The following is a 26,991-nucleotide window of genomic DNA, read 5'->3' as shown; positions in this document are numbered from 1 at the left end:
GTGCGCCCCGGATCGGCGGCGTCTCCATACGAAGTATTTCGGGGATCTTTTGACGGAGCTTTCGTGGCCCGGACGAAGCCCCGTCTTAGCTGGTTGTCAGGCGGCGACGAACGTCCCCGGAAACGGAAGGGAAGCCTGGCATGAGGATCGTGGTCATCGGCGGCACCGGCCTGATCGGCTCGAAGGTCGTGGCGAGGCTCGGCGAGCACGGGCACGAGGCGGTCCCCGCGTCGCCGAACACGGGCGTCGACACGCTCACCGGCGCGGGGCTGGACGAGGCGCTGGCCGGCGCGGACGTGGTGGTCGACGTGTCGAACTCCCCGTCGTTCGAGGACGCGGCGGTGCTGGACTTCTTCCGGACCTCGACGGGGAACCTGCTGGCGGCGGAGAAGAAGGCCGGGGTGGGGCATCACGTCGCGCTGTCGGTGGTGGGCACCGAGGAGCGGCCGGACATCGGCTACTTCCGGGCGAAGCTCGCCCAGGAGAGGCTGATCGAGGAATCGGGGATCCCGTTCTCGCTCGTGCACGCCACGCAGTTCTTCGAGTTCGCCCCCCGGATCGCCGACGCCGCCACGGACGGCGACACGGTCCGGATGCCCTCGGTGCTGTTCCAGCCCATCGCCGGCGAGGAGGTCGCGGAGGCGGTCTGCAAGGCCGCGGTGGGGTCGCCGACGAACGGACGGGTCGAGATCGCCGGGCCCGAGCGCTTCCGGATGGACGGGTTCTTCCGCACCGCCCTGGCGGCATGGGGCGACCGGCGCGAGGTCGTCACCGACCCCGACGCGCCCTACTACGGCGGCGTGATGCGGGAGCCGGACCTCGTGCCCGCCGACGGCGCGGCCCTCGGCACCGTCAAGTACACCAACTGGCTGGCGACCAACCCGCCGAAGTAGCGCGTCCGGAGCGATGAGTTCCCGGCCTCCCGGAGGTCGACACCGGCATGGACACACGGACACTCACGACCCCTGAAGCCGACCTCGTCTACGACGTGCGCGGGCCGCTGCCGCCCGCGGACGGCCGCCCGCCGCTGGTCATGATCGGCCAGCCCATGGACGCCGTCGGTTTCGCCACGCTGGCGTCGCACTTCCCCGACCGCACGGTGATCACCTACGACCCGCGCGGCCTCGGCCGCAGCACCCGCAAGGACGGCCGGAACGACCACGTGCCCGAGGTCCAGGCCGAGGACGTGCACGCCCTCGTCGAGGCGCTCGGCGCGGGCCCGGTCGAGATGTTCGCCAGCAGCGGCGGCGCGGTGACCGCGCTCGCCCTCGTGGCCGCCCACCCCGATGACGTGACCACCCTGGTGGCGCACGAGCCGCCGCTCATCCCCGTACTGCCCGACGCCCCGGCCGCCGAGCGCGCGCGGGCCGCCGTCCGGGACGTCTACGAGGCCAAGGGCCTGGGCGCCGGCATGGCGGCCTTCATCGCGATGACCTCGTGGCAGGGCGAGTTCACCGACGCCTACTTCGACCGGCCCGCGCCCGACCCCGCGCAGTACGGGCTGCCGAGCGAGGACGACGGCTCCCGCGCCGACCCCCTGCTCTCCGACCGGTCGTGGGCGGTCAGCGGGTACCGGCCCGACGTCGAGGCGCTGACCGCGGCGCCCGCGCGGATCGTGATCGCGGTGGGGGAGGAGACGGGGGACACCTTGACCGGACGCACCTCGGAGGCGGCGGCCGGACTGCTCGGCCGGCGCGCGGCGGTGTTCCCGAGCCACCACGGCGGCTTCCTGGGCGACGAGTACGGTCACGCCGGGCAGCCCGAGGCGTTCGCGCGCAGGCTGCGCGAGGTCCTCGGCGGCGCCGGCTGAGAACCCCGGAAGGCCGCCGGTCGCGCGGCCGGGCGGGCGGACGGGCGGCGTCCCGCCATCGAGGTTGCCGCCCCGCTTCGGGGCGTGCCATGCTCCGCCGATGACGCCGCTGACATTGGTGGAGACCAGGCCCGGGTCGTACTCGCTGCTGCTGGACGCGGGAACGACCCAGGTCGACGGAGTCGTCGAGGAACTCGGCCACGAGCCGAACGGCTATTTCTGGGAAGGCGTCGCTCGGTTCCTGGTCGGCACGGAGGCGAAGGGCCTCGAAGGGCGTTTCTCGTACGACCCGGAAGGCGGCATGTTCTGCGCGTGCGGCGCCGACCGGACGGCGCTGGAGGAACTGGGCGGGCTCCTGAGCGCCGTGGCCGCGGACGCCGGCCGGATGCGGAAGCTGGTGGCGTCGGCCGAGTCCACCGGCTTCGAGTTCGACGACTGAGGCGAAGACGGGGTCGGGGACCGACGTGAGGGCACTGCGGCACGTCTACTGGATCGGCGGCGGGAGCGGTGCGGGGAAATCGACCATCGCCCGCCGCATCGCCGCGCGGCACGGTCTCCGGTTGTACTCGACCGATGACGCGATGGCGGACCATTCCGGCCGCACCACCCCGGGGGACGGCCCGTACCTGAGCGAGTTCGCGTCCATGGACATGGACGAGCGATGGCTGAGCCGGTCTCCGGAGACCATGCTCGAGACGTTCCACTGGTTCCGCGGCGAGGGCTTCGGGCTGATCGTCGAGGACCTGCTCCGCCTCCCGGCGGAGCCGCGCGTGGTCGTGGAGGGCTTCCGGCTGCTGCCGCACCTCGTGAAGCCGCTGCTCGCCGCGCCCGGCCAGGCCGTCTGGCTCCTGCCGACGCCCGGGTTCCGCCGGGCCGCGTTCGAGAGCAGGGGCTCGACGTGGTCCATCGCCGGGAGGACCAGCGACCCGGAGCGGGCCCTGCGCAACCTGCTCGAACGCGACCGGCTGTTCACCGGGCGCCTCCGGGAGGAGACGAGGGCCCTGGGCCTCTGCGGCATCGAGGTCGACGCCGCCATGACCGAGGACGAGCTGGAGGGCCGGGTGACGGCGGCGCTCGGCCTCTGAGCACGGCGGACACCGGGCTCACACGCCGGACACCGGGCTCACACGGCGCGGACGGCCTCCTCGCGCGGGAAGAACGGGATGTCCAGGCGGACGTGGTCGGCGGCGGCGAGGATCTCCTCGGCGTCGTCGACCGGCGGGTGGATGTGGTCGTTGATCCACTTCTTGACGGCCGCGCCCTCGGCGCCCGCGGCCACCACCGCCCGCTCCCAGCCCCGGGTGAAGACCGCGCCGGCGCCGCCCAGGTCGAGGCAGGTGACGTAGGGGCCGGGGGTGAAGTCGCGGAGCGGAACGCCGAGCAGGTCGGCGGCCGCGTTGTACCCGGCGACCTTGCCGAGCGGCACCGCGTGCTGGCACGCCTGCATGACCGTGTGCCCGGCGTCGAACGGCGCGGCGGCGGTGTCGCCGGCGGCGAACACCTCGGGGAGGGCGCGCAGCCGCCGGTCCACGGGCACCCGGCCGAGCGCGTCGAGGTCGCCGGAGATCTGCCGGGTGAGGTCGCTGGCCCTGAGCCCGGCCGACCAGACGACCGCGTCCGCCGCGACCTCCGTCCCGTCGGAGAGGACGGCGCGTCCGTCGCCGACCTCCGTCACCGTCGTCCCGAGCCGGCGTTCGACGCCGAGGCCGTCCAGCGCCGCCTCGATCTCCGGACGCGGGCCGGGGCCGAGCTGGTCGCCGACCACCGGCGACCGGTCCACCAGCAGCACCCGGCCCCGGGCCGCCAGCGCGGTCGCGGCCTCCAGGCCGACGAACCCGGCGCCGACGACCACGGCGGCGTAGCCCTCGCGGCCGCGCAGGTGGGCGGTGAGGCGCCGGGCGCCCTCCAGCGTGTCGATGTCGAAGAGCCGTTCGGCGCCGGGAAGACCGTGCGGCCGGACGAGCGCGCTGCCCGCCGCCAGCACCAGGCGGTCGTAGCCGATCTCGCGACCGCCGGCCACCACCACGCGGCGGCCGGTGTCGATCGTGCTCACCGCGGCCCGCACGTGCCCGACGCCGATCGGCTCGAGGATCCTGCGCAGCTCGACCTTGGCCAGCTCCGGCTCGGGCTCGTACAGGCGGGGCCGCAGCACCAGGTGCTCGCCCGGCGCGATGAGCGTGATGCGCAGGCCCCCGCCCGCGGCGGCGTCCGCCTCGATGTCCGCCCGTGCGCGCGCCAGCGCCGCTCCCGCCGCGCTCCACACGCCCGCGAACCCGCCTCCGATGATCACAACGTGCGCCATCGCCGGTCCTCTCTCAGCCTCGCCCCGGGCGGCTCCCGGGGAGTCGGCAGGGAGACAAGACGGCGGGGTCAGGTGTGACCGGCGTGCCGGAGCTTCTCCGGATTGGCCAGCCTCCGGAACGCGGTGATCCGCCCCTCGGCGATCTCGACGGTGTCGAGCCAGACCAGCGCGCCGCCCTGGTAGGTCGCGAGCGCCGGCCGGCCGTTGGCCTCGACGATCCGGACCGCGTCCGGACGCCGCATCTCCAGCTGCCTGACCGCGAGCTGGGCGATCCGCTCCGCGCCCCGGACCGGCCTGCGCGCGGCGGTCGCCTTGCCTCCGCCGTCCGCGACGTAGACGGCGTCGGGGTGCAGCAGCCTGACGAGCCCGGCCATGTCCCCCGACTCGGCCGCCGCCTTGAACGCCCTGAGCACCCGCTCGGTCTCGGCCCTGGACGCCCGCGGCCGCTCCCGGACCGCCGCAACCCGGGCCCGCGCCCGGGACGCGAGCTTGCGGCCGGCGGCGGGCGTGCCGCCGAGCACCTCGGCGATCCGCCCGAACGGGAAGCCGAACACGTCGTGCAGCACCAGCGCGACGCGCTCGGCGGGCGTGAGCGTCTCCATGACCACCAGCATCGCGGTGCCCACCGACTCGTCCATGAGCACCGGCGCGGCGGCGTCGGGCCCGGTCAGCAGCGGCTCCGGCAGCCACGGTCCCACGTAGGACTCGCGCCGGACGCGCGCCGACGTCAGCACGTTGTAGGACGTCCGCGCGGCCACGGTGACCAGCCAGGCCCGCAGGTCCCGCACGCCGGACAGGTCCGCGCCGGCGGCGCGCAGCCAGACCTCCTGCGTCACGTCCTCGGCCTCCGCCACGCTGCCGAGGATCCGGTAGGCCGCCCCGAAGACCGCGGGACGGTGCGCCTCCCACTCGTCCTCCGCCAACGCGCCGGTCGGTTCCACCCTCGGCCCCCGCCCCCTCGGATCACTGATCGGCGTCCGATCCTAGACACCCGCCCGCGCTCACCGCCGCCCCGGCCTGGCCGGCCTGCCGATCCGCCGGGTCGCCGCCGGTCAGGAACGGCATGAGCAGGGCGAGGAGTTCCCGGGGGCGGTCGAGCGGGATGATGTGGCCGCAGTCCCCGACGAGGTGCCCGGTCAGGTCGTCGGCGAGGGGCCGCAGCTGCCGCTCCAGCGCGTCGCCGACCGGCTGCGCGCCGATCGCCAGCGCCGGCATCGTGAGCCTGGACGAGGCGGCGGCGTCCAGGAACTGCCGCGCGCTGGTCGGACCGGCCCGGTAGTGGGAGAACGCGCAGCGCAGAGCGTCGCGCCCGGTGTAGGCGCGGACGAAGTCGTCCCGGATGTCGCGCGGCACTCCGCGACCGCGCGTCCCGGCCGTCAGGAACCAGCCGATGTAGTCGGCTTCGTGCCCCGCCAGGACGGTCTCGGCGAGGTCGGGGACGCGGTGGAAGCCGAACCACCACGGCGGCCCGCCCACGAAGAAGTCCTCGGCGCCGGGCAGCGGTCCCAGCGTGCCCTCCATGAGCACGAGCCGCCGCACGCGGTGCGGTCGCCGCATGGCGAGCATGAAGGCGGGCGGGACGCCCGCGTCGATGGCGACCACCGCCGCGGACTCCTCTCCGAGCGCGTCCAGGATCCCCTCGGCGTCGTCGGCGAGGCTCGCGGCGTCGTACCCGCCCGCCGCCCGGGTGCTCCCGCCGAGACCCCGCAGGTCGGGCGCGATGACCCGGTGACGGCGGACGAGGTCCGGGACGACCTCCGTCCACACCCGCCAGGTATGGGGGAAGCCGTGGAGCAGCAGGACGGCCGGCCCATGTCCGCCGACTGCCACGTTGGCCTCGATGCCGTTGGCGGCCACCCGCATCAGCGTGACGTCCGGGACGGGGCCGCCGGTGGCCGACGGGTTCGGCATGGTGCCTCCCTTGGTTGGTTACCATTGGTTACCAGGGGAGCGTAAGTGGCTCCCATTCGGGCCGCCAGACGGCACTTCTGCGACAGGTGGTGAACCTCAGGTGACCTCCTCACCGGCCGGTACCGCGAAAGGGGCGCGCGGGGACCTGTTCGATCCCGGCTGCCCCACCCGGCGGCTGCTCGACCGGATCGGCACCAAGTGGACGTCCATGGCGGTCAAGGTCCTCGCCGACGCCGCGCCGGACGAGCTGCGCTTCGCCGAGCTCCGGCGGCGGATGCCCGGCGTCTCCCAGAAGATGCTGTCGGCGACGCTGCAGAGCCTCGCCCGCGACGGCCTGGTCGCCCGGCGGGTCGAGCCGACCGTCCCGCCGCGCGTCCACTACCGGCTCACCGACCTGGGCCTGTCCCTTGAGGGTGCGCTCGCCGTCGTGCGCGCGTGGGCGGAGGAGCACATGGCCGAGGTCGACCGCGCCAACGCCGCGCACACCCCGGCTCCCTGACGACGCACCGGGTCCCGCGCGGCTTTCGCCGGGAGGTGCGGTTCTGAGAATCTTTGATCCATGTATCCCGGTTCCGCCCTTGGTGAGTTCCTCCGGTCCCGCCGTGCCCGGCTCCGGCCCGAGGACGTGGGGTTGAACCCGGGGGTGAAGCACCGGCGGGTGGCCGGGCTGCGCAGGGAGGAGCTGGCGCCGCTCGCCGGGGTCAGCGTGGGGTACTACACGCGGCTGGAGCAGGGGCGGAGTCCGAACGTCTCCGACGAGGTGCTCGACTCCATCGCCCGCGTCCTGCGGCTGGACGGCGACGAGCTGGCCCACCTGCACCGCCTCGCCCGGGTGGTGCGGGCCCGGGAGCGGGTCAGGCCGGAGCGGCTGCGTCCGGGCATCGAGCTGCTGGTGGACTCGTTCACCGAGGCGCCCGCCATCGCGGTGGGGAGGCGGGGCGACATCCTCGCCTGGAACCGCCTGGCGCACGCGCTCCTGGCCCCGCACCACGACTTCGACGGCGAGGAGAAGCCGAACTTCGTCCGCGTCGACTTCCTGGAGACGGGCTTCTCGCGGGGCCTCTATGTCGACTGGGAGCAGAAGGCCCGCGACGACATCGCCTACCTGGAGGGCTCGCTGAGCAGGTTCCCCGGCGACGAGGGGCTCGCCGCCCTGGTCGAGGAGCTGCTGGCGCTCAGCCCGGAGTTCCGCGCCATGTGGACGGAGCACCCGGTGGCGAACTGCGCGTCCATCTCGCGTGGTTACCGGCATCCGGAGGTGGGCGTCATGACCCTCACCGCCGAGCTGCTGCGGACGCCCGACGACGCGGGCCAGGGCGTGACCGTGTTCCAGGCGGAACCGGGATCGCCGTCGCGGGAGCGGTTGCGCCGGCTCGCCGAGCTCGTCGCCGCGGCCGCTCACTGACCGGCAGCCGGTCGGGTCGCCGGCGAACGCTCGGCCGGTTCGCCGGTGGAGGGCGCGCCGGCCGGGACGGCGCCGGCCCGGCGGAGCAGGACGCCGCCCGCGACCGCGCCGAGCAGCGCGACCGCGCCGGCCGCCAGGAACGCGGCGTGGAGCCCGCCCAGCGCCGCCCGCACCTCGGTGGTGGCCGGGGCGAGCGCCTCGGTCCGGGCGGCGGCGATCGCGGTGAGCCCGGCGACGCCGATCGCGCCGACGAAGGTGGGCATCTGGGCGAGGCTGCCCGCGACGCCCTGGTCGTCCCGGCCCAGGCCGGACGTGATCGCCGTGATGGCGGCCACCACGGTCAGGACGTGGCCGAAGCCCATCGTCGCGGACGTGGCCAGCAGGACGGCCAGGCCGCCGTGCACGGGCAGGGCCGCCATGGCGGCGGTGCCGGCGGCCTGCACGGTGAGGCCGGTCGCGATGGTCGCGGCCGTCCCGCGGGCGTTGATCAGCCGGGCGGCGAGGGTGCCGCCGGCCAGGGCCGCGAGGCCCTCGCCGAGGAATCCGAGCCCGGTCCGCAGGGGCGAGTAGCCGAGGACGTCCTGCATGTAGATGCTGAGCAGAAGGGTCGCGCCGCCGCACATGCCGAAGGTGACCAGGCCGACGGACATGCCCCACTTGACCGTCGCGCGGCGCAGCAGGCGCGGCGGGACGAGCGGTGCGGCGTGCCGCGCCTCGACGGCGAGGAAGGAACCGAGCAGGACCGCTGCCGCCAGCAGGGTCGTGAGCGTCGTGAGGCTGCCCCAGCCCGCGTCCCCGCCCGTGGAGATTCCGTAGACCAGCGCGAACAGCCCGCCGCTCGCCAGGATCGCGCCGGGGACGTCGAGCCCGGTCCGGCTCCGTCCGGCCGTCTCGCGCACCACCGTGAGCGCGCCGAGCAGGACCAGCGAGCCGATGCTGGCGAGGAGGAGCATCGTCCAGCGCCAGTTCAGCCCGCTGGTGATCAGACCGCCGCCGATCGTCCCGACCACGAATCCCAGCGACAGCAGCGCGCCGTTCACACCGAGGGCCCGGGTGCGCCGCGGCCCCTCGGGGAACGCGGAGGTCATCAGCGCGAGCGCGGTCGGGCCGATCATGGCCGCCGCGACGCCCTGCCCGGCGCGTGCCGCGACCAGCGTCGCCGGGCTCGGCGCCAGCGCGGCCGCCAGCGACATCAGGGTGAAGCCCGCCACGCCGGTCATGAACAGCCGCCGCCTGCCGACCATGTCGGACGCCCGCCCGAACAGCGGCATCAGCGCGGCCGTCGGCAGCAGGCACGAGGTCGCCACCCACTGGAGGGCCGACGCTCCGGAGAACCCCAGGTCCCGGCCGATCTCCGGCAGGGCCACGGTGATGATCGAGTAGTCCAGGCCGGTCATGAACGTCGCGCCGCACAGCGTGATGAGGATGAGCCGGCCCCGCGCTCCAAGTCGCGCGGCGCTCCGGGAGGTCTCCGTCGTCATGCACTTGAGACTGCTGCCGGGGGGAAAGGCCGACCAGAACTCCGCTGGAGGTACATCTGCCAGGTGCAGGCGGGGCCGGGCGGCCTTGCGGCGGGCCGGATCTTTCCCCGTGTCCGGGTGTGGCGGCGGCCGGATCGGGTGATCGCACAGGGAGTGACCGAACGACGACGCAGCGGCAGCGGAGGCGCCCATGTCGAAGCCCGGACGACCGGCGGCGGCCCTGGCCGCCTGCGCGATCCTCACCGGCGCCGCCCCGCCGTACGCCGCGAGCGGCACCGCACGGGGGCGCGCCGAGCCCGTCGCCCTCGCGCCCGCGGGGGAGGACGGCGCCTCGGAACTCGTCCGGGGCTGGCGGATCCAGTCCTCGGCCGTCGCGGGGAGCGACGGCGCGCGGATCTCCCGGCCGGGCTACCGGGCGTCCGGCTGGCTGCCGATCGGCCGCCCCGAGACGCTGATGGCGGGCCTGCTGGAGAACGGCAGGTACCCGGACGTCTTCTACTCGGACCGGCTGGCATCGGTGCCGACCGGGCAGTTCGCCGTGAACTGGTGGTACCGCGACGAGGTGGTCCTGCACCCGCGCCGCGGCGGCCGCACCTTCCTGATCATGGACGGCGTCTCCGGCACCGCCGACCTGTGGATGAACGGCGCCCGGATCGACGGCCGCTCGCGGCTCCAGGGCTCCTACTCGCGGTTCGAGTACGACGTGACCCGGTACGCGCGCGACGGCGCCAACGCGATCGCGCTCGACGTCGCGCCGAACAAGGCGAAGACCTACCTCACCGGCAGCCGCCTCGACTGGAACCCGGCCGCGCCGGACCGGGGCACCGGGCTGGAGCGTCCACCGAAGATCGTCCAGGACGGCCCGGTGTCGCTGAGGGACGTCCACGTCGTGCAGCGCAACGCCGAGGACTTCTCCCGGTCCGACCTCACCGTGAAGGCCGTGCTGCGCAACAACACCGGAACCGTGCGGCGGGCCGAGTTCTCCGGCACGGTCGGCCGGGGCCCGACGCGGCTGCCGTTCAGGACGGCGGTGACGCTGCCGCCGGGCACGGCCCGCCCGGTCGCGCTCGGCCTGCGCCTCGACCATCCGGACGTGTGGTGGCCGTACCAGCTCGGTGGCCAGCCGCTCTACCACCTCGCCGCGCGCCTGCGCGCGGGCGGCCGGTACGCCGAGGACTTCGGCATCCGCACCGTCACCTCGTCGCTGACCCGCGCCGTCCCCGGCAGGACGCACGTGCCGCACGGCTACCGGCGGTTCGAGGTCAACGGCGTGCCGATCGTGATCCGCGGCGGCGGCTGGTCGCCGGACATGTTCCTGCGCTACTCGCCCCGGAACGCCCGCGACCAGCTCGCCTACGTCAAGGACCTCGGGCTGAACGCGCTGCGCTTCGAGGGCAACTTCCCGCCGGACGACATGTTCCGGCAGATGGACCGCGCGGGCGTCCTTGCCATGACCGGCTGGCAGTGCTGCGACCGCTGGGAGGACCCTTATGCCAGGTGGAGCGAGGAACTCCGAGCGAACGCCGCCGTCCAGGCCGCGGCCGTGGCGCGCAGGCTGCGCGACCACCCGAGCGTGTTCGCCTTCTTCCAGGGCAGCGACGCGGCGCCGGACGCGGCGAAGGAATCGGTGTACGTGCCGGCGTTCGAGGCCGCCGACTGGGGCACGCCGCAGATCGCGTCGGCGGAGGACAAGGCGTCGCCGCGGCTGGGCCCGTCCGGCGCCAAGGAGGGGCCGTACGGCTACGTGCCGCCGGTCTACTGGTGGAGCAACGGCCGCGAGACCGCCGACGTGAACGACCCGTCGTACACGAACGCCGGGAGCGCCTGGGGCTTCGACACCGAGACGAGCGCGGGCAACACCGTCCCGACGCGGGACTCGCTCGACCGCTTCCTGACCCCGCGCGACCAGGCCGCGCTCTGGGATCCCGCCACCGCGCGCGGCCCGCGTTCCGGCCGGGACCTCTTCCACGTGTACCCCTACAACGACTACACCCGGATGGCGCGCATGGGGCAGTACAACACCCCGCTGTGGCACCGGTACGGGCCCTGGTCCGACATGGCCTCCTACCAGCGGATCGCGCAGATGGGCGGGTACGAGATCGCCCGGGCGCAGTTCGAGGCCTACCTCGGCAACTCCAGGGACCCGGCCAACCCGAGCACCGGCGTCATCTACTGGATGCTGAACAAGGCGTGGCCGTCGCTGCAGTGGAACCTCTTCAACCAGGACTTCGACCAGCCCGGCGTGTACTTCGGCGCGAAGAAGGCGGGCGAGCCGGTGCACGTCATGTACGACTACGCGTCCGGGGCGGTCGAGGTCGCCAACCTGACCGGCGGGAGGCAGGCCGGGCTGACGGCGCGGGTGCGGCTGATCGACATCGACGGCACCGTGAGGCGGACCTCCCGCGTCGCCGTCCCGGCACTGGCCGCGCAGGACGTCCGGACCGTGGCCGCCGCGCGGCCGCCGAAGGGCGTCTCCCGCACCTACTTCCTCGAACTCACGCTGACCCGGCGCGGCGCGACCGTGAGCCGCAACGTCTACTGGCTGTCCACGAAGCCGGACGAGGTGGACTGGAAGAACACCCTCGGCAAGGGCAGCGGCGCGGCGTTCCGGCCGGGCGGGTACGCCGACCTGACCGGGCTGCGCGGCCTGCCGCGCGCCGCCGTGCGCGCGTCGGCCGCCACCCGCCGCGACGGCGCCGACCTCGTGACCACCGTGACGATCAGGGCGACCGGGACGGCGCCGGCCGTCTTCACCAGGGCGGACGTGCGGCGGGGCGCGCCGGGCGGGCGTCCGCTGCCCGGCGACGGCCAGGTGCTGCCGATCCGCTGGAGCGACAACGACGTCACGCTGTGGCCCGGGCAGTCCCAGACGCTGACCGCCCGCTACCGCGCCTCCGACCTGCGCGGCGCCGCCCCGGTCGTCGGCCTCGGCGGCTGGAACCTGCCGCCGCTGACCCTTCCCGCCGCGTCGCGCACGTGACCGGTCCCGTGCGGGTGATTCACGCCCCGCCCCCGGCGAGCGCGATGGCGCCGATGAGCGCGGCGTCGTCGACGAAGCGGGCCGTCACCACCTCCGGCGGGAACGGGACCGCGCGCGCCACGGTCGCGCGGATCGCGGGGAGCAGGGACGGCTCGGCGGCCATGCCGCCGCCGAGGACCACCCGCTCCGGGTCGAGCGTGGTCGCGAGGTTGGCGACCGCCATGCCGAGCGCCGCCGCCGTGTCGTCCAGCAGCGCGGCCGCCCTCGGCTCGTCCCGGCGGGCGAACAGGCCGGCGGCCGTGACCGGCTCGCCGAGCAGCGCCGAGGCCCGCGCGGCCAGGCCGCTGCCCGAGGCGTACTCCTCCAGCGGCGCGCGGCCCTGCGCGCACCCGGGCTCGCCGGGACGCCGCAGCAGGTACCCGATCTCGCCGGCGGCGCCGTGCGCGCCCGGCACGACGCGCCCGCCGACGACGAGCCCGGCGCCGAGGCCGGTGCCGAGGTTCACGTAGACGCCGGTGCCGACGCCCGCGAGCCGGCCCCAGCGCGCCTCCGCGGCGGTGGCGGCGTTCACGTCGTTGTCGACGCGCACGGGCACGCCGAGGCCGCCGGAGACCAGGTCGGGCAGCGGCAGGTCCTCCCAGCCGGGGACGTTGGGCGCCAGCCGCACCCGCCCGTCCCGGACGACGCCGAACGTCGAGACGCCCACCGCGGTCAGCGTGCCGGGGGTCTCGGCGACGAGGCGGTGCGCCGCGTCCAGCGCCCGGCGCACCACCTGCTCCGCGCCGCCCTCCGCCCGGGTCTCCAGGCGGACGCGGCGGAGCGGCGCTCCGGTCGCGTCGGCGGTGGCCAGCGCGACCTTGGTCCCCCCGAAGTCGATCCCGAGGATCATGCGGCCTGCGGCTCGGTGCCGCCGGGTTCGGCGAAGGGCTCGCTGATCTCCTTCGGCCCGAACGGCCAGATCCGCTCCAGCCGGGCCCAGACCAGGTACGCGACGACGCCGGCCGCGAGCCAGACCAGCGACAGCACGATCGGCCTGGTGCCCGCCGACTTGTAGATGTAGATCCAGCCCGCGAGCGCGACCAGGCTCGGCAGCGGGTACAGCCACATCCGGTAGGGGCGCGGCAGGTTCGGCTGCCGGCGCCGCAGCACGGTGAGGGCGACGATCTGCGCGACCGACTGCACCAGCACGAACACCGCGGTCAGCATGCTGATGACGTCCGTCAGGGTGAACAGCGAGCCGAGCGCCGTGATGACGCCCATCGCGTACAGCCCGAACGTCGGGAACTTCAGGCGCGGGTGCATCCGCGCGAACCACGGCAGGAACAGCTTGTCGCGGGCCGCGTTGTAGGGCACCCGGGAGCCGCCGAGCAGGCCCGCGAACACCGACGCGAACGCGGTGACGATGATCCCGACCGTGAAGACCCGCGCCGCGCCCTTGCCCCACGTCCGCTCCAGCACGAGGGACGCGAACGAGCTGGACTCCTGCGTCTTCTCCCACGGGATCACGCCGAGGACGCCGACCTGGAACAGGAAGTACAGCGCCATGATGCCGAGGATCGAGAAGATGATCGCCCGGGGGATGACCCGTCCCGGCTGCCGGACCTCCGCCCCGAGGTAGGCCGCCGTGTTGTAGCCGAGGTAGTCGTACACGGCGATGACGAGCCCGGCGCCGAGGCCGTGGAAGAACTTCGACCCCGCGTCGTGCGGGTAGGTGAACGCCAGGTCGGAGTGGAAGTGGGTGAACGCGGCCAGGATCACGCCGAGCACGGAGACCAGCATCACGACGAAGAAGACCGTTGTGAGCAGGCCGATGTCGCCGATCTTCCGGTACAGCGCGGCGACGACGACCGCGACGACGGCGATCGCGAGGACGTGGCCGGCGGTCGACAGGCCGGAGCCGTCCACGAGCGAGGGCCACAGGTAGCCCGCGTACTGCACGAGCCCGATCACCCCGGTCGACATGATCAGCGGGATGAAGAGCACCGCCGACCAGACGAAGAGGAACGGCATCAGCCGCCCGGTCCGGTACTGGAACGCCTCGCGCAGGTAGAGGTAGGTGCCGCCGGCGCCGGGCATGGACGCGCCGAGCTCGGCCCAGACCAGGCCGTCGGCCAGCACGATCAGCGCGCCGACCAGCCAGCCGAACATCGCCTGCGGGCCCTCCATCGTGGAGATCATCGCCGGGATGGTGACGAACGGGCCGATTCCACACATCTGGGTCATGTTCACGGTGGTGGCCTGGAACACGCCGAGCCGCCGCTCGAACCCCGAACCCGCGGGAGCGGTCATCGCGGTCTCTCCCTTCCTCGTGACCGGACGTCTCACCCCCGCTCGACGTACCTGTGAATGTAAGGGAGGCTCCCTAACAAATCAACGCCCGGCGCGTGCGCCGTGCCGGGATATGTCAGGCTTTACACGTGCCGAGCCGGGAGACCGCCAACACCACCAGCGTGCTGCGGATCATGAACGAACGCGCCGTGTACGAGCGGATCCGCCTGCTCGGGCCGGTGTCGCGCCCGCAGCTCGCCGCCGCGACCGGCCTGTCCAAGCCCACGATCTCGCTCGCGCTCGCCGACCTCGAACGCGTCGGGCTGGTCAAGGCGATCGGCCGCCGCACCGGCGGGGCGGGGCGGTCCGCCCGGCTGTACGGGATCCGGCCGGAGACGGGCTGGGTGATCGGGCTCGACGTCGGCCGGGAGTGGATCCGCGCCGCGCTCGCCGACCTGTCCGGCGAGATCGCGGTGCGCGAGGACGTCCGCTCGGTCGGCGCCGACGGGAGCGCCGAACCGGCCGCGCTCATCGACCGGATCGGCCGGATCGTCGACGAGCTGGCGAAGGCCGCCGACGGCGCCGTCACCACCATCGTGCTCGGCACGCCCGGCGTCCACGACGTCGAGAACCGGCGCCTCCGCCTGGCGCCCAACCTGCCCGGCTGGGACGTCCCGGGCGTCACCGGCCGGCTGGCGCGGCGGCTGCCCGCGCCCTGCACCATCGAGAACGACATCGACCTCGCCGCGCTGGGAGAGCAGGGCTACGGGCTGGGCGAGGGCGTGCCGCACTTCGCGTTCGTGTCGATCGGCACCGGCATCGGGATGGGGATCGTCCTGAACGGCGAGCTGCACCGCGGCGCCCGCGGCGCGGCCGGGGAGATCGCCTGGCTGCCGTTCGGCGAGGCCGACCCGGGGGAGGCCCGCTCGCACGGGATGCTGGAGTCGGTCGCGTCCGGCCCCGGCATCGCGGCCGCCGCGCGGCGGCTCGGCATGACCGGGCCGATCACCGCCAAGCGCGTCTTCGACGAGGCCCGGGCGGGCGACCCCCTCGCGGCGGAGGCCGTCGCGCACGAGGCCGGGCACGTCGCCCGCGCCCTGGCCAGCGTCGTCGCGCTCCTCGACCCCGACCTGATCGTCCTGGGCGGCGGCATCGGCGGACACGGTGCCGACGTGCTCCTCGGCGCGGTGCGGGACCGCCTCGAAACGATGACCCCGCTCGGCGCGCCGCGCGTCGAGGTCTCGGCCCTCGGTGACGACGCCGTCGTCCTCGGGGCCCTGGCCACGGGCCTGGAGACGGCCCGCGACCTCGTCTTCACCCGCGCCGTCACCGAGTCCTGACCCGGCCTGGACGGCGGGCCCCGGCGCTCAGGAAGCCGGCAGGTCCAGCTCGGCGGCGAGGGCCTCGAGCAGATCGGCCTGGCGTTGCGGGTGGACGTCCAGGAGGTTGGTGGCGATGTGCATCTCGTCGGCGCCGGCCTCGGCGGCCCGGTCGAGGTTGCGCAGCGTGGTGTCGACGAAGTCGGCGGTGGAGACGTCGGTGCCGGGCGGTGCCGGGAAGGTGCTGACGAGGACGGTGCCGGTGCCGCCCGCGTCGCGGTACCAGCGGACGTGGGTGCGGGTGTCGTCCCAGTCCACGGCGGTGGTGACGAAGCCGTCCCCGATCCGGGCCGCGCGCTCGACGGTGGGGCGGGTGATCGCGCCGAACAGGACCGGGATGCGGTCGCCGTACGGCTTCGGGCCGATCCTGGAGGCCGGGATCCGGTAGTGCTCGCCGTGGAACTCGACCGGGTCGGGCCCCCAGCAGGCGCGCATGGCGGCGACGTGCTCGGCGAAGCCCGCGCCGCGGCGGCCGGCGGGCACTCCGGCGGCGGTGAACTCCTCGGGGATGTAGTACGGGGCGAGCCGGGTCCCGCCGCCCTGCCCGACGCCCGCGACCACGCGGCCCCGGGACAGCCGGTCGAGGGTCGCGAGCCGGCGCGCCACGACGACGGGCGGCTGGAAGATCGTGTTCAGGATCGCGGTGGTCAGCCGGATCCGCCGGGTGTGGGCCGCCGCCCAGGTCAGCACCTCCAGAACGTCCCACGGCGCCGACTTGGGCAGCCCGGCGTCGTTGGTCCAGTGCGGGCCGACCGGGGTGAGGAGCCGGTCGCTGACCGACACAGCGTGGAAGCCGAGCCGTTCGGCGGCCTGCGCGACGGCGGCGACGGCGTCGGGCCCGGCGTGGGGTCCGAAGTGCTGGAGGGTGACTCCGAGGCGGGGCATGTCCATCTTCGATCTCCGTTCGTGGTCGCCCGGGCGTGCGGCCAGGCGAAGGCGTCCCTTCACGAACAGGTCGGAGCCGTCTTCCCGTTCTTGCGCTCTCGCGGCCGGAAAGTTCGAGGAGTCTCGTCCGCCGCAGGCGCTGGGTCAGGCTCAGAGCGCGGGGGCGGACGTCACGGGGACGCGGGCGGGGACGGTGTGGTGCCCCGGCCCCCGACGCCGATGGGCAGCCGGACGGCGGGCGGGAGCGGCGCGCCGGGCGCGTCCGCCCGGAACGACTGGATCATGAGGGCCGCGAAGCGCCGCGAGGCCGCGACGCGCGCCGCCCGCGACCCGGCCCGGATGCCCTCGTTCGCCATCAGGGCCAGCACGACGTCCTCCAGCACGATGTCCTCGCGCAGCGCGCCCGCCTCCTTCGCCCGCCGCACGAGTTCGGCCAGGCCGCGCAGCGTGCGTTCGCGCCCCTCGGCGAAGTCGAAGACCCGCGGGTACTGGGAGATGAGCGCGTGGGCGAAGCCGCGGTCCAGGGCGTGGACCTCCATCAGCCGCTCGACCACCGTGCGGAACCCCGCCCACGGGTCGTCGGCGGCCAGGCCCTCCTCGACGACGGCGATGCACACGGCCATCTGATCGGCGAAGGCCGCCGCGAGCAGCGCCTCCTTCGTGGGGAAGCGGCGGTAGAGGGTGGCCGCGCCGACGTGCGCCCGGCGGGCGATCTCGCGGATCGGGACGTCCAGGCCCTCGGCGGCGAACGCCTCGCGCGCCACGTCGAGGATGCGCTCCCGGTTGTCGCGGGCGTCCGAGCGCAGTTTCCGAGCCACTTCGTCCGTCACCGCTCTCACTTTAGGCGAACCGGACGGGGCGTTCCGTTACGGTCGGCCGCATGAGAGCAGTCCAGTTCAACGAGTACGGCCCGCCGAGCGTGCTCTACGTCGCCGAGGTCGAGGCGCCGCACGCCGGGCCGGGCCGGATCCGCGTCGCCGTCCGGGCGTCGGGGATCTCACCGGGGGAGACGCTGATCCGCTCCGGGGCGATGCGCGACATGGTGCCCACGGCGCTGCCGTACCGGACGGGGTTCGACGCCGCCGGGGTGGTGGACGAGGTCGGCGAGGGCGTCACCGGCGTGGAGATCGGCGACGAGGTGTTCGGCATGGCCGACCCGGCGGAGCGCGGCGCCAACGCGGAGTACGCGGTCCTCGCCGCCTGGGCGCCCAAGCCGGCGGCATGGACCTGGGAGGAGGCGGGCGGCGCCGCCGGCGGTGTCGAGACGTCCACCCGGGTCCTCGACCGGCTCGCGGTCGGCGCCGGGCAGACCCTGCTCGTGCAGGGCGCGGCCGGCGGGGTGGGGACGATCGCCGTGCAGATGGCGGTCGCTCGCGGTGCCACCGTCATCGGTACGGCGAGCGAGCGCAACCACGGGTTCCTGCGCTCCCTGGGCGCGGAGCCGGCGACGTACGGCGCGGGCCTCGCCGGACGGGTCCGCGCGCTCGCCCCAGGCGGGGTGGACGCCGTGTTCGACTGCGCCGGAGGGGCGCTGCCCGACCTCGTCGCCATCGCTGGGGACCCGGCGCGGGTGGTGACGATCGCCCCGGACCTCACCGCGGCGTCCCACGGCGTGCACCTGTCGCACGGAGCGCCGGTCGACGAGACCGGCACGGCCCTGGGCGTCGGCGCCGACCCGCTGGCGGTGCACGGACTCCCGATCGCGGTGGCCCTCGCCCGCGAGGGCCGCCTGCGGGTGCCGGTCGCGGCGGCGTTCCCGCTCGCCGAGGCCGCGGCGGCGCACGAGCTGAGCGAGAGCCGCCACGCCCGCGGCAAGATCGTCCTGGTGGGCTAGGGGCCGCTCAGGGCCGGGCCCCGCAGCTCCTTGGGGCAGGAGGTGCCCCGGGGCATCTTGTACGGGGCGGCCAGCCGGTAGGTGCCGGCCTTCGGAGCGACGAGCTCCGTCCACGCGTCGCCCGTGGCGTCCGGCTCGGTCGGCGCCAGGCAGCCGTTGGGGTTCACGTACTGCGGCGGCCGGCTGCCGTCGTACTCCCGCATCCGCTTGGACGCCTCCGTCTCGAAGGGAGGCTGGAGGCTGTGGCCGTCCGCGTCGACCAGGCTCAGCCAGGGCGAGTAGGGGATGCGGATGAGGATCCGGCCCGGTGCGCCGACCTTCAGCGTCATCTCGTTCTGCTCGGCGCGGACGACGGTCGCGTTCGGCTCGGCGAGGGGAGCGGGGTCGGTGACGGCGTACAGATGCCAGTTGCTGTCGCTCCACACCTTCTTCAGGTAGGGCAGCCCGTTGCCGACCAGTTCCCGCTCGCGTTCGGCGCCGTTGTCGGGCGCGTCCGCCGGGAGGACGACGTAGTGGACGGCCCAGTGCTTCAGCCAGTCGTGGTACGTGGCCACCGTGAGCGTGCCGTCGTAGAACAGGTGGTTGCGCTTGATGTCGGCCTGGCGGTTCCAGCCCCGCGCGAGGTTCACGTAGGGGGCGAGGGCCGACGCCTCCCGGTGGGAGCGGGCCGGCACGACCTCGACCCGCCCGCGCTCGGCCCCCGCCTTGCGCAGCTCGTGGACGAGGGGGGCGAGGCGGCGGGTCCAGGCCGCCGCCGGATGGGCCCGGACGACGTCCTGGACGGTCTTGATGCCGATCCAGGTCGTGAACCCGAGGAACACCAGCACGATCGCGTACCACCTGCGCGAGCGCGGCTCCGTGAACGGCAGCGCGGCGATCAGCGCGACCCCGGTGAACAGCATCGGGAGGCGGGTGATGTTCGTGCCGACCTGCGAGGTGATCAGCGTGGCGACCAGCACGGTCGCCGAGGTCACCACCGCCGTGATCCGGACCGTCCGCCATTCCTTGGGCACCAGGAGGATGACGGCGACCCCGAAGACGATCGGCAGGATGGCCGACCCCAGGGGCATCGGCTGGGTGCCCGAGAAGGGGAAGAGCCAGGCGGACAGCGCGACCACGACGACGGGCGCGACCCCGAGGGCGTACGCGGCGGGCCTGCGCTTCTGCAGGAACAGGGCCGCGGCGACGAGCCCGATGTAGAGCCCGGCCACGGGGGAGCAGGCGGTCGCGAGGCCGGCGAGCGGCCCGGCGGCCGCGGCCTTCGCCCAGCGGTTGCCGCGCAGGGCGCGCGGGGTGGCGAAGACGATCGCGGCCGCGGCGATGGCGAACATCAGGCCGAGGCCGAACGTGACGCGGCCCGACACCGCGTTGCAGACGAGCGCGAGGGCGCCCGCGAGCGACGGCCAGAGCGGCCGGCGGACGTGCCCGCTGCGCGCCAGGATCACGGTGATCAGCGCCGCCGAGACCGTGCCCGCGATGATCATCGTGGTGCGGACGCCGAGGACCGACATCACGTACGGCGAGACGGCGCTGTAGGAGACCGGGTGCATCCCGCCGTACCAGGCGAGGTTGTACGCCGACCCCGGATGGCGGCCCGCGAACTCGGCCCAGGCGTCCTGCGCCGCGAGGTCGCCGCCGCTGCTGGCGAGGGTGCCGAGCCACAGCAGGTGCAGGGCCGCCGTGATCGCCGTCACCAGCGTGACCGGGTGGCGCAGGAACCGGTTCAGCGCCGGGTGCCGGGCTCCGGAGTCGCTTGGCGCGTCCCGTCCGGCCGGACGCCCGGTCGGCTGCGGCGTTCGCTCGCCGCCGAGGCGGGTCCGGCCCTCGGCCTGCTTAGTGTCGCCGTCCGGGGGCGTCTCGAGCCCCGGGTCGGGATCATGGGCGCGCGGGGCCTGCGCTGCGGTCACTGACGGGACGCTCCATGTCTGTGCTCATGCCCGGCGGGGCGTTATGAACCGGCATATGAACACTACGGGGGGAACCGTGGACATTTCATATCGCCCACCTCGGCGGCCGTGCGGCGGGGCCGTCCCGTGGCCGGGCGGTCACCGCGCGTTCCGGCGGGCAGGGCCGAACCAGGGCCGAACCAGGGCCGCGCCGGGGCGACGCCGGGCGGTGGCGGGTCGGCCCCGGTCAGTCGGGGCGGGGCGAGCCGGGCGCCTGGAGCTGCCCGGCCGCGGCCTCCGCGTCGCGGCGCAGCTCCGGCGGGATCAGCTCGAGCAGCTGGTCGGGGCGGAGGGGCAGGTCGAGGAGGCTGAGCTTCACGCGGCTGCGGCTCGCGTGGTCGCGCGCCGACAGCCGGACGACCTGCCCGGCCTCGGGGAGCATCGTCGAGGTGAGCCGGTCCCCGTGCCCGAGCTCCGCGGCCGGCGTCCCGTCGATGTCGAGGGTGATGGGCGCGCTGTCCTCCGCCACGGAGAGGCGGATCTGGTCGGCCGCGCCGAGCACGACGGGCCTGCTGATCCCGGACATGGGCGCGACCGGAGTGATGGCCACCGCGTTGGAGGAGGGCGACACGATCGGGCCGCCGGCGGCGTAGTTGTAGGCGGTGGAGCCGGTCGGCGTCGAGACGACCAGCGCGTCGGCCCGGTAGTAGCCGTACTGCAGGTCGTTGACCGTGAGGTCGAGGGAGACGGCGCCGGTCCGCGACGACCGGCCGAGCACCATGTCGTTGAACCCGGACCGGGTCGTCAGCTCGATGGGGCCGGCGTCCACGCACAGGGCGGCGTGCTGCTCGATGGTGAAGTCGCGGGCGGCGAGCCGCGCCAGCGCCGCGGGCAGCTGCGCCGGGTGCACCTCGGCGAGGAAGCCCAGGTTGCCGTGGTTGACCCCGAGGACGGGCACCGGACGGTCGATCACCAGCCGCATCGCGCCGAGGATCGTGCCGTCGCCGCCGAGGGCGATCAGCTCGTCGACCTCGGCCGCGAACCGGGCGTCCGGCACGATCTCGACGCCGGGCGGCACCCGGTCCCGGTCGGCGGGCCGGGCCAGCACCCGGGCCGGGCGTTCGCGGGCGGCCGCCATGATCGCGTCGATCGACGGGCCCAGCGGCCTGGTCGGATGGAGCACCAGCCCGACCGTGTTGACCTGCGGTTCCACACCCATGCCCTCACACTACGGGGTGCCTTTCCGGCGGGATCGCGTACAGGTGCACCAGGCCGCGGGTCACCGCGGCCGGCCACACCGTCGCGTGCTGCTCGCCGGGAACGACCTCGCTGCGGACGGCGAGACCGCGGCGGCCGCCCAGCCGCTCGGTGAACGCGGCGAGGTCGGCGACCATGTCGAGGCCCGCCAGAGCGCGGAGGGTCTCGGCCGGAATGATCGGCCAGCTCCGGTGCGGGCCGTCCTCCAGTTCGCCGACGGCGAGGTAGACGTCGCCCGCGGCCCGCACGGCGATGGGCGTCCGGCGCTGATCGAGCAGCAGGTGGTCGTCCCACCACAGCGACGGGCTGACGGCCAGGAAGTGGCGGAATCCCTCGGGGCGGCGCGCCAGGGCCCAGCAGGTGAAGAGCCCGCCCAGGGAGAAGCCCGCGAGCCCCCGGTCGGCGGGGTCGAGCGGATGGGCGGATTCCACGTGGGGGGCGATCACGTCCCGGATCAGGTCGATCATCGCGTCGGCGCCGCCCGTCCCGTAGACGGTCCTCACCCGCAGGTACGGGGAGTCGGCGCGGGTCGGCGTCATGTCCCGGGCGCGCTGGGCGCTCAGCCGGCGGAGGTCGTCGGTGGCGGGCGAGATGCCGACGACGGCCACCGGACGCAGCTGCCCCGGCGCGTAGGCCAGCGTGGTGTGGGCGATCTGCGCCGCGGTGGCGAACGTCAGCAGGCCGTCGAGGAGGTACAGCACCGGGTACGGGCCGGGACCCGCCACCCCTCGCAGGTTCGGCGGCGGCAGGGCCACCGTGACGTGCCACCGGTCGGTGGGCTCGCCTCCGGTGACCAGCGTGTACCGGACCGCGCCCGGCAGTTCCGCGCGCTCCGCCGTCCAGCTGATCGCCATCCGGCAATGGTAAAGAGGGCGGCATCGGAAGATCGGCGATGCGGAACGGCCGGTGTCCGCCACGGGCAGGCTCTGCTTGCTCCCGGTCCATGAGGTGCTTTGACATCTTGTATAGGCATCAGTCAAATCGTACGGTCGTGGGGTGAGCAGCCGCCCGCCGGTCCCGGAGCCGAGCACCCGGCCGAGCCTGCGCGAGGAGCACAGGAGGATCACCCGCGAGCGGGTGCTGGCGGGCGCGGTGGCCGTGTTCGGCGAGAAGTCCCTCGTCGACGCGACGATGGAGGACGTCGCCCGGGCGGCGGGCGTCACCAGGGCGACGGTGTACGCGTACTTCCCCGGCAAGGGGGAGATCCTCCAGGCGCTGCTGGCGCGCGTCTACGACCTCGCGGACGAGGTCTACGGCGACCTGGCCGCCCTTCCGGAATGGACCCGCGAGGGAGTCCGGGCCTGGCTGGAGGGCGCCGTCGCGCGCTGGCGGCCGATGGCACCGGTGATCCGCGTGCTGACCGCGGCCGGCGGCACCGCGCTCGGCGACGCCGACCGCGCCCGCGCCCGCTCGCTCGCCGCCCACGAGCACTACGTGGGCCTGCTGACCGGCGCCTCCTGGCGATGGCGGGGCGCGACCCCCGCGGAGGCCCGGCAGCGGGCGCTGATGGCGGTGCTGCAGGTCGAGTCGTACCTGACCATCTGGCTCGCCGGGGGCTGGCCGGCGGCCGGCGCCGACCCGGTCGGCCTGCTCGCCGACGCCGTGTGCCACCTCCTGGCGCCCGCGATGGACGACCCGGACGCCTGACGGGATGAGCGCGCAGACCGCCGTCGCACCCGCACGCGGGCCGCCGGGCGCGGCGCCGCGTCGCGGACGGACGTCCGGCAGCGTCACCGCCCACAGGCTCCCACCCCCCGCCGCCCGCCGCCGTGCCGCGCACGAGCCGTCACCATGCCGCCCGCATCCCGGGGCCGCCCGGCCCCGGTGCCGTGCCGGTGCGCACCCGCCAATGGTGAAACGAGAACCCCCGCGAAGGAGTGGGTGATGACGACCACGAAACCCTGGTCCGAGGTGTTCGGCGAGAGCGACCGCCTCGACGTCTCCCCGGCGCTCGCCGGGCTGCGCAAGCGGCCCCTGTGCCGGATCCGGCTGCCCTACGGCGAGCCCGCCTGGCTGGCCACCCGCTACGAGGACGTCAAGGTGGTCCTCGGCGACCCGAGGTTCAGCCGCGCCGCCGCCACCGGACGCGACGAGCCCCGCGCGCGGCTCCACATCGGGTCGCCCGGCTCCCTGCTGCGCCAGGACCCGCCGGAGCACAGCCGCCTGCGCAGGCTCGTGGCCAAGGCGTTCACCGCCCGGCGCGTGGAGCTGCTGCGCCCCCGCACCCGGCGGATCGCCGGCGACCTCGCCGCCCGGATGCGGGCGCAGGGGCCGCCCGCCGACCTCGTCGAGGACTTCGCGCTGCCGCTGCCGATCACCGTCATCTGCGAGCTGCTCGGCGTCCCGGTGGAGGACCGGGCGGACTTCCGGCTGTGGTCGGACGCGTTCCTGTCCACGACGCGGTTCACCCGGGACGAGGTGACCGAGTACGTGGGGCGCATGCGGGACTACATGGCGGCGCTCGTCGCGGAGCACCGCGAGACGCCCCGCGACGACCTCATCGGCGCGCTCATCGAGGCGCGGGACCGGGACGACCGGCTGTCCGAGGAGGAGCTGCTCGCGATGGCGGAGGGCATCCTCGTCGCCGGGCACGAGACGACGGCGTCGCAGATCCCCAACTTCGTCTACGTGCTGCTGACCCATCCCGAGCAGCTCGCGGCGCTGCGCGCGGACCCGGACCTGATCCCGCGGGCGGTCGAGGAGCTGATGCGGTACGTCCCCCTCGGCGGTGGAGCCGGCAGCGCGCGCTACGCGCTGGAGGACGTCGAGCTGGGCGGGGTCACCGTGCGGGCGGGGGAGCCCGTCGTGGTCGCGTTGCAGTCGGCGAACCGGGACGAGTCCGTCTACTCCGATCCCGACACGTTCGACCCGCGGCGCGGCGAGGCGTCCCACATCGGCTTCGGGCACGGCCCGCACCACTGCCTCGGCGCCCAGCTCGCCCGCATGGAGCTCCAGGTCGCGCTGCGCACGCTGCTGGACGGGTTCCCGGGCCTGCGCCTCGCGGGACGGGAGGAGGACATCATCTGGAAGGCCGGCTCGGCCACCCGGGCGCCCGAGCGGATGCCGGTCACCTGGGACGCGCCCGGAACCCCCGGAAGGAGGACCGCATGACGTGGCTGATCGAGGTGGACGGGCGGACCTGCATCGGCTCGGGCATCTGCGCCGGGACGGCACCCGGCCACTTCGCCGTCGTCGACGGCACGTCGCGTCCGGTCCGCGACGAGGCGGAACCGGACGACCGGGCCCTCGACGCGGCCGAGTCCTGCCCCGTCGAGGCGATCACCATCCGCGCCGAGGGGACGGGCGAGGTGCTGGCGCCCCAGGAGTGAGCAGCACGTGACGGCGGTGCCGCGCCCGGCGCGAGGCGCGGGCGCGGCACCGCCCCCCGGAGGGCGGATGCGCCCCTGGAGCGGAGGCGAACCTATACCTCCGCCTGATGTTGGCTTGCCCGCCGGAGCGGAATCCTCCGCGGAGGTCCCCGACATCCGGAAGGCGTGAGTGGAGGACGGACGCAGCGCCGACGTCGTGGTCGTCGGCGCCGGATTCGCCGGGCTCGCGGCGGCGCACGAGCTGGCCGGCGCGGGCGCGCGCGTGGCGGTCGCCGAGGCCCGCGACCGGGTCGGCGGCCGGGTGCTCACCCGCCTGCTCCCCGACGGGACGCAGCTGGACCTCGGCGGGCAGTGGGTCGGGCCGAGCCAGCACGAGATGCGCGAGCTGATCGCCCGGTACCGGGTGCCGACCTATCCCACGCCGGAGCACGGACGGGCCGTCGTGGACTACGAGGGCACGCTGGTCGACGCGCTCCCGCCGGAGGCCATGGCGCTGCGCGGCGAACTCGACCGGCTCAGCCGCGAGGTGCCGGCGGACGCGCCCTGGACGCATCCGCGCGCCCGGTCCTGGGACGGCACGACGCTCGCCTCGTGGCTGGCGGGCCGGACGGGCGATCCGGCCGTCGCGCGGGCCGTCGGACGGCAGACGGCCGGGGGCCTGCTCTCGCTCGACGCCGCCGACGCCTCGCTTCTGGAGACGCTGTTCTACCTGGCCGGCGGCGGCGGGCTGGACGTCCTGGTCGGTTTCGCGGGCGGTGCCCAGGCCGAGCGGCTCGTCGGCGGGCCTCAGGAACTCGCGATCCGGATGGCCGCCGCCCTGCCCGCCGGCACGATCCGCCTCGGCGCCCCGGTCCGGCGCATCGAGCACGGCCCCGGGGGAGCGGTCGTCCACGCGGGCGGCCTGCGGCTGGAGGCGGCCCACGTCATCGTCGCGATCCCGCCCGTCCTGGCCGGTCGCATCGAGTACGACCCGCCGCTGCCACCGCAGCGGGACGGCCTCACCCAGCGGATGGCGTCCGGATACGCACTGAAGACGCACGCGGTGTACCAGGAGCCGTTCTGGAGGGCGCGGGGCCTGTCGGGGATCAGCTTCAGCAGTGCCGGCGTCCTCACCGAGACGGTGGACAACACCCCGCCCGGCGGGCCGAGCGCGGTCCTGACCTCGTTCGCCTACGGCGCGGACGCGCACCTGCTGCGCGCGCGGACGCCACGGGACCGCCGCCGCGCCGTCCTGGACCGGCTGGGCGAGCTGTTCGGCGACGAGGCGCGCGACCCGGTGGCCTACGTGGAGTTCGACTGGTGCGCCGAACCGTGGACCCGCGGCTGCTTCTCGGGCCACCTCGCGCCCGGCGGCTGGACGGGGTTCGGGCCGGCCCTCCGCGCGCCCGCCGGCGTCCTGCACTGGGCGGGCACCGAGACCGCCACGCGGTGGAACGGCTACTTCGACGGGGCCGTCCAGTCCGGACGCCGCGCCGCGGCCGAGATCCTCACCGGCGCGCCGGACGGTGCCGGAGGTCACGTCCCTCCGCTGCCCGATCGGTCGGATCCCGGCCGCTCGGGCGGCGGTCCGGGCGGGAGCCCGTAGACCGTCAGCCAGATCGTCCGGGCGAGGGTCCGCGCGATGCGCTCGTCGCCCGTGCCCTCGTCGTGGTGGCAGTGCGCCGAGATGGTCCGTTCCACCGTCCAGATCAGCACCTGCGCGGTCGTCCGGACGTCCATCTCCGGATCGACGGTGCCCGCCCGCAGTTCCGCGTCGAGCCGCGCCTGGACGACCTCGGTGAAACGGCGCATCCGGTCCCGCCAGAACTCCGCGACGTCGGGGTCGTAGCCCGCGACCTCGCCCAGCGCGTGCAGCACGCGGCGGTGCTCGCGGTACGCCGCGATCATCTGGCGCATGGCGTGCGCGACGCCGTCCACGCCGTCCGCGTGGTCGGCCCCCCACCAGATGACGGCCTCGCCGAACAGCGCCTCGACCGCCTCGTCGGCCAGCGCGATGAGGAGGCGGCTCTTGTCCGGGAAGTGCAGGTAGAAGGTGGAGCGCGCGACGCGGGCGCGCTCGGCGATGCGCTGGACGGGCAGCTCGGTGTACGGCGTCCCGTCGGCCATCATCTCCGCGGTCGTCCGCAGCACCCGGCGCCGGACGTCCTCGCGCCGTTCACGGACCTTGCTGCGCGGCTGGGTGGTGGACGCCATGGCGGCAGCGTACCCGCGGCGGCACGGGCGCGGACGGCTCCCGGCGGCCGAGATCGGACAGTGTGTCGACA

General features: G+C 74.8%; 25 protein-coding genes. 13 read left to right on the top strand and 12 right to left on the bottom strand.

Translation table 11 applies throughout. From position 1 onward, the window contains the following. Nucleotides 1-140 precede the first annotated feature (140 nt). The 4 genes from J4557_RS08540 (at nt 141) to J4557_RS08525 (ending at nt 2,895) form a co-directional block, all read left to right on the top strand. Entirely contained in the window at nt 141-893 is a 753-nt protein-coding gene (locus J4557_RS08540) for an SDR family oxidoreductase (RefSeq protein ID WP_208265902.1), read from the top strand. A gap of 47 nt (nt 894-940) precedes the next feature. Continuing rightward, the gene (locus tag J4557_RS08535) at nt 941-1,810 is read left to right on the top strand and encodes an alpha/beta fold hydrolase (protein ID WP_208265901.1); all 870 of its coding nucleotides are present in this window, start codon (nt 941-943) and stop codon (nt 1,808-1,810) included. A 100-nt stretch (nt 1,811-1,910) separates the two neighbouring features. Beyond that, a complete protein-coding gene (locus tag J4557_RS08530; protein ID WP_208265900.1) occupies nt 1,911-2,249 on the top strand; it encodes an Imm51 family immunity protein in 339 nt (112 codons plus the stop codon). Nucleotides 2,250-2,274: 25 nt separating this feature from the next. Continuing rightward, nucleotides 2,275-2,895 (top strand): hypothetical protein, encoded by a 621-nt coding sequence (locus J4557_RS08525; protein WP_208265899.1) that lies wholly within the window; start codon nt 2,275-2,277, stop codon nt 2,893-2,895. A 38-nt stretch (nt 2,896-2,933) separates the two neighbouring features. Here J4557_RS08525 and J4557_RS08520 read toward each other — a convergent pair whose 3' ends face one another. The 3 genes from J4557_RS08520 to J4557_RS08510 form a co-directional block, all read right to left on the bottom strand. Then, a complete protein-coding gene (locus tag J4557_RS08520) occupies nt 2,934-4,112 on the bottom strand; it encodes an NAD(P)/FAD-dependent oxidoreductase (RefSeq protein WP_208265898.1) in 1,179 nt (392 codons plus the stop codon). Between the two features lie 68 nt (nt 4,113-4,180). Continuing rightward, nucleotides 4,181-5,053: an RNA polymerase sigma factor SigJ gene (gene sigJ / locus J4557_RS08515; RefSeq protein ID WP_307799546.1), complete on the bottom strand. Its 873-nt coding sequence runs from the start codon at nt 5,051-5,053 to the stop codon at nt 4,181-4,183. A 22-nt stretch (nt 5,054-5,075) separates the two neighbouring features. Continuing rightward, on the bottom strand, nt 5,076-6,023 hold the full coding sequence (locus J4557_RS08510) for an alpha/beta fold hydrolase (protein WP_208265897.1): 948 nt from the start codon (nt 6,021-6,023) through the stop codon (nt 5,076-5,078). Nucleotides 6,024-6,123: 100 nt separating this feature from the next. Here J4557_RS08510 and J4557_RS08505 point away from each other — a divergent pair, with 100 nt between their 5' ends. Further along, a complete protein-coding gene (locus J4557_RS08505) occupies nt 6,124-6,522 on the top strand; it encodes a winged helix-turn-helix transcriptional regulator (protein ID WP_307799544.1) in 399 nt (132 codons plus the stop codon). Between the two features lie 60 nt (nt 6,523-6,582). Next, nucleotides 6,583-7,428: a helix-turn-helix transcriptional regulator gene (locus J4557_RS08500; RefSeq protein WP_208265895.1), complete on the top strand. Its 846-nt coding sequence runs from the start codon at nt 6,583-6,585 to the stop codon at nt 7,426-7,428. On the opposite strand, the gene J4557_RS08495 is transcribed toward J4557_RS08500, so the two are convergent. Continuing rightward, the gene (locus J4557_RS08495; RefSeq protein ID WP_208265894.1) at nt 7,422-8,909 is read right to left on the bottom strand and encodes an MFS transporter; all 1,488 of its coding nucleotides are present in this window, start codon (nt 8,907-8,909) and stop codon (nt 7,422-7,424) included. The two genes, J4557_RS08500 and J4557_RS08495, sit on opposite strands and share 7 nt — an antisense overlap. Nucleotides 8,910-9,099: 190 nt before the next feature. On the opposite strand from J4557_RS08495, the gene J4557_RS08490 reads away from it, so the two are divergent. Next, nucleotides 9,100-11,889, top strand: coding sequence for a glycosyl hydrolase 2 galactose-binding domain-containing protein (locus J4557_RS08490; RefSeq protein WP_208265893.1), 2,790 nt, complete (start codon nt 9,100-9,102; stop codon nt 11,887-11,889). A 19-nt stretch (nt 11,890-11,908) separates the two neighbouring features. Here J4557_RS08490 and J4557_RS08485 read toward each other — a convergent pair whose 3' ends face one another. After that, complete coding sequence (locus J4557_RS08485; protein WP_208265892.1) at nt 11,909-12,778, bottom strand: ROK family protein; 870 nt, start codon at nt 12,776-12,778, stop codon at nt 11,909-11,911. After that, on the bottom strand, nt 12,775-14,178 hold the full coding sequence (locus J4557_RS08480; protein WP_208265891.1) for an APC family permease: 1,404 nt from the start codon (nt 14,176-14,178) through the stop codon (nt 12,775-12,777). The genes J4557_RS08485 and J4557_RS08480 overlap by 4 nt, the downstream gene beginning before the upstream one ends. Nucleotides 14,179-14,306: 128 nt before the next feature. Between J4557_RS08480 and J4557_RS08475 the strand changes: the two genes are divergently transcribed. Continuing rightward, on the top strand, nt 14,307-15,497 hold the full coding sequence (locus J4557_RS08475; RefSeq protein ID WP_208265890.1) for an ROK family transcriptional regulator: 1,191 nt from the start codon (nt 14,307-14,309) through the stop codon (nt 15,495-15,497). 27 nt (nt 15,498-15,524) lie between these two features. Here J4557_RS08475 and J4557_RS08470 read toward each other — a convergent pair whose 3' ends face one another. Together J4557_RS08470 and J4557_RS08465 are read right to left on the bottom strand one after the other, a co-directional pair. Next, nucleotides 15,525-16,427, bottom strand: a complete 903-nt coding sequence (locus J4557_RS08470; RefSeq protein WP_208265889.1) for an LLM class flavin-dependent oxidoreductase — start codon at nt 16,425-16,427, stop codon at nt 15,525-15,527. A 164-nt stretch (nt 16,428-16,591) separates the two neighbouring features. Beyond that, nucleotides 16,592-17,251 carry a TetR/AcrR family transcriptional regulator gene (locus tag J4557_RS08465; RefSeq protein WP_208265888.1) on the bottom strand — a complete coding sequence of 220 codons (660 nt, stop codon included), beginning with the start codon at nt 17,249-17,251 and terminating at the stop codon, nt 16,592-16,594. A gap of 50 nt (nt 17,252-17,301) precedes the next feature. On the opposite strand from J4557_RS08465, the gene J4557_RS08460 reads away from it, so the two are divergent. Then, a complete protein-coding gene (locus J4557_RS08460) occupies nt 17,302-18,255 on the top strand; it encodes an NADP-dependent oxidoreductase (RefSeq protein ID WP_208265887.1) in 954 nt (317 codons plus the stop codon). Here J4557_RS08460 and J4557_RS08455 read toward each other — a convergent pair. The 3 genes from J4557_RS08455 to J4557_RS08445 form a co-directional block, all read right to left on the bottom strand. Beyond that, nucleotides 18,252-20,162, bottom strand: a complete 1,911-nt coding sequence (locus J4557_RS08455) for a DUF8823 domain-containing protein (protein ID WP_208265886.1) — start codon at nt 20,160-20,162, stop codon at nt 18,252-18,254. The genes J4557_RS08460 and J4557_RS08455 overlap by 4 nt on opposite strands. Before the next feature lie 226 nt (nt 20,163-20,388). After that, on the bottom strand, nt 20,389-21,360 hold the full coding sequence (locus tag J4557_RS08450; RefSeq protein WP_208265885.1) for an NAD(+)/NADH kinase: 972 nt from the start codon (nt 21,358-21,360) through the stop codon (nt 20,389-20,391). A 4-nt stretch (nt 21,361-21,364) separates the two neighbouring features. Beyond that, nucleotides 21,365-22,252 carry an alpha/beta hydrolase gene (locus J4557_RS08445; RefSeq protein WP_208265884.1) on the bottom strand — a complete coding sequence of 296 codons (888 nt, stop codon included), beginning with the start codon at nt 22,250-22,252 and terminating at the stop codon, nt 21,365-21,367. Between the two features lie 142 nt (nt 22,253-22,394). Between J4557_RS08445 and J4557_RS08440 the strand changes: the two genes are divergently transcribed. The 4 genes from J4557_RS08440 to J4557_RS08425 all read left to right on the top strand — a co-directional run bounded on the left by J4557_RS08440 (nt 22,395) and on the right by J4557_RS08425 (nt 26,312). After that, nucleotides 22,395-23,045, top strand: coding sequence for a TetR/AcrR family transcriptional regulator (locus J4557_RS08440; protein ID WP_208265883.1), 651 nt, complete (start codon nt 22,395-22,397; stop codon nt 23,043-23,045). Nucleotides 23,046-23,282: 237 nt separating this feature from the next. Beyond that, on the top strand, nt 23,283-24,509 hold the full coding sequence (locus J4557_RS08435; protein ID WP_208265882.1) for a cytochrome P450: 1,227 nt from the start codon (nt 23,283-23,285) through the stop codon (nt 24,507-24,509). After that, nucleotides 24,506-24,727, top strand: a complete 222-nt coding sequence (locus J4557_RS08430; protein WP_208265881.1) for a ferredoxin — start codon at nt 24,506-24,508, stop codon at nt 24,725-24,727. Before J4557_RS08435 ends, J4557_RS08430 begins: the two co-directional genes overlap by 4 nt. 169 nt (nt 24,728-24,896) lie before the next feature. Then, nucleotides 24,897-26,312 carry a flavin monoamine oxidase family protein gene (locus J4557_RS08425; RefSeq protein ID WP_208265880.1) on the top strand — a complete coding sequence of 472 codons (1,416 nt, stop codon included), beginning with the start codon at nt 24,897-24,899 and terminating at the stop codon, nt 26,310-26,312. Here J4557_RS08425 and J4557_RS08420 read toward each other — a convergent pair. Further along, nucleotides 26,243-26,920, bottom strand: a complete 678-nt coding sequence (locus J4557_RS08420; RefSeq protein WP_208265879.1) for a TetR/AcrR family transcriptional regulator — start codon at nt 26,918-26,920, stop codon at nt 26,243-26,245. The two genes, J4557_RS08425 and J4557_RS08420, sit on opposite strands and share 70 nt — an antisense overlap. Nucleotides 26,921-26,991 lie beyond the last annotated feature (71 nt).

Origin of the sequence: Actinomadura nitritigenes, from assembly GCF_017573545.1 — a bacterium.
GTDB classification, from domain to species: domain Bacteria; phylum Actinomycetota; class Actinomycetes; order Streptosporangiales; family Streptosporangiaceae; genus Spirillospora; species Spirillospora nitritigenes.
The sequence above is the reverse complement of the archived record's forward strand: the minus strand, read 5'-3'. Positions and strand labels throughout refer to the sequence as shown.

What these genes read in the sequence shown, in the direction of transcription:
- J4557_RS08510 (WP_208265897.1), bottom strand. Translation starts at nt 6,023, where the DNA reads ATGCCGAACCCGTCGGCCACCGGCGGCCCCGTCCCGGACGTCACGCTG.
- J4557_RS08495 (WP_208265894.1), bottom strand. Translation starts at nt 8,909, where the DNA reads ATGACGACGGAGACCTCCCGGAGCGCCGCGCGACTTGGAGCGCGGGGC.
- J4557_RS08445 (WP_208265884.1), bottom strand. Translation starts at nt 22,252, where the DNA reads ATGGCGATCAGCTGGACGGCGGAGCGCGCGGAACTGCCGGGCGCGGTC.
- J4557_RS08430 (WP_208265881.1), top strand. Translation starts at nt 24,506, where the DNA reads ATGACGTGGCTGATCGAGGTGGACGGGCGGACCTGCATCGGCTCGGGC.
- J4557_RS08420 (WP_208265879.1), bottom strand. Translation starts at nt 26,920, where the DNA reads ATGGCGTCCACCACCCAGCCGCGCAGCAAGGTCCGTGAACGGCGCGAG.
- J4557_RS08490 (WP_208265893.1), top strand. Translation starts at nt 9,100, where the DNA reads ATGTCGAAGCCCGGACGACCGGCGGCGGCCCTGGCCGCCTGCGCGATC.
- J4557_RS08530 (WP_208265900.1), top strand. Translation starts at nt 1,911, where the DNA reads ATGACGCCGCTGACATTGGTGGAGACCAGGCCCGGGTCGTACTCGCTG.
- J4557_RS08480 (WP_208265891.1), bottom strand. Translation starts at nt 14,178, where the DNA reads ATGACCGCTCCCGCGGGTTCGGGGTTCGAGCGGCGGCTCGGCGTGTTC.
- J4557_RS08485 (WP_208265892.1), bottom strand. Translation starts at nt 12,778, where the DNA reads ATGATCCTCGGGATCGACTTCGGGGGGACCAAGGTCGCGCTGGCCACC.
- J4557_RS08535 (WP_208265901.1), top strand. Translation starts at nt 941, where the DNA reads ATGGACACACGGACACTCACGACCCCTGAAGCCGACCTCGTCTACGAC.
- J4557_RS08460 (WP_208265887.1), top strand. Translation starts at nt 17,302, where the DNA reads ATGAGAGCAGTCCAGTTCAACGAGTACGGCCCGCCGAGCGTGCTCTAC.
- J4557_RS08520 (WP_208265898.1), bottom strand. Translation starts at nt 4,112, where the DNA reads ATGGCGCACGTTGTGATCATCGGAGGCGGGTTCGCGGGCGTGTGGAGC.
- J4557_RS08500 (WP_208265895.1), top strand. Translation starts at nt 6,583, where the DNA reads ATGTATCCCGGTTCCGCCCTTGGTGAGTTCCTCCGGTCCCGCCGTGCC.
- J4557_RS08450 (WP_208265885.1), bottom strand. Translation starts at nt 21,360, where the DNA reads ATGGGTGTGGAACCGCAGGTCAACACGGTCGGGCTGGTGCTCCATCCG.
- J4557_RS08540 (WP_208265902.1), top strand. Translation starts at nt 141, where the DNA reads ATGAGGATCGTGGTCATCGGCGGCACCGGCCTGATCGGCTCGAAGGTC.
- J4557_RS08470 (WP_208265889.1), bottom strand. Translation starts at nt 16,427, where the DNA reads ATGGACATGCCCCGCCTCGGAGTCACCCTCCAGCACTTCGGACCCCAC.
- J4557_RS08435 (WP_208265882.1), top strand. Translation starts at nt 23,283, where the DNA reads ATGACGACCACGAAACCCTGGTCCGAGGTGTTCGGCGAGAGCGACCGC.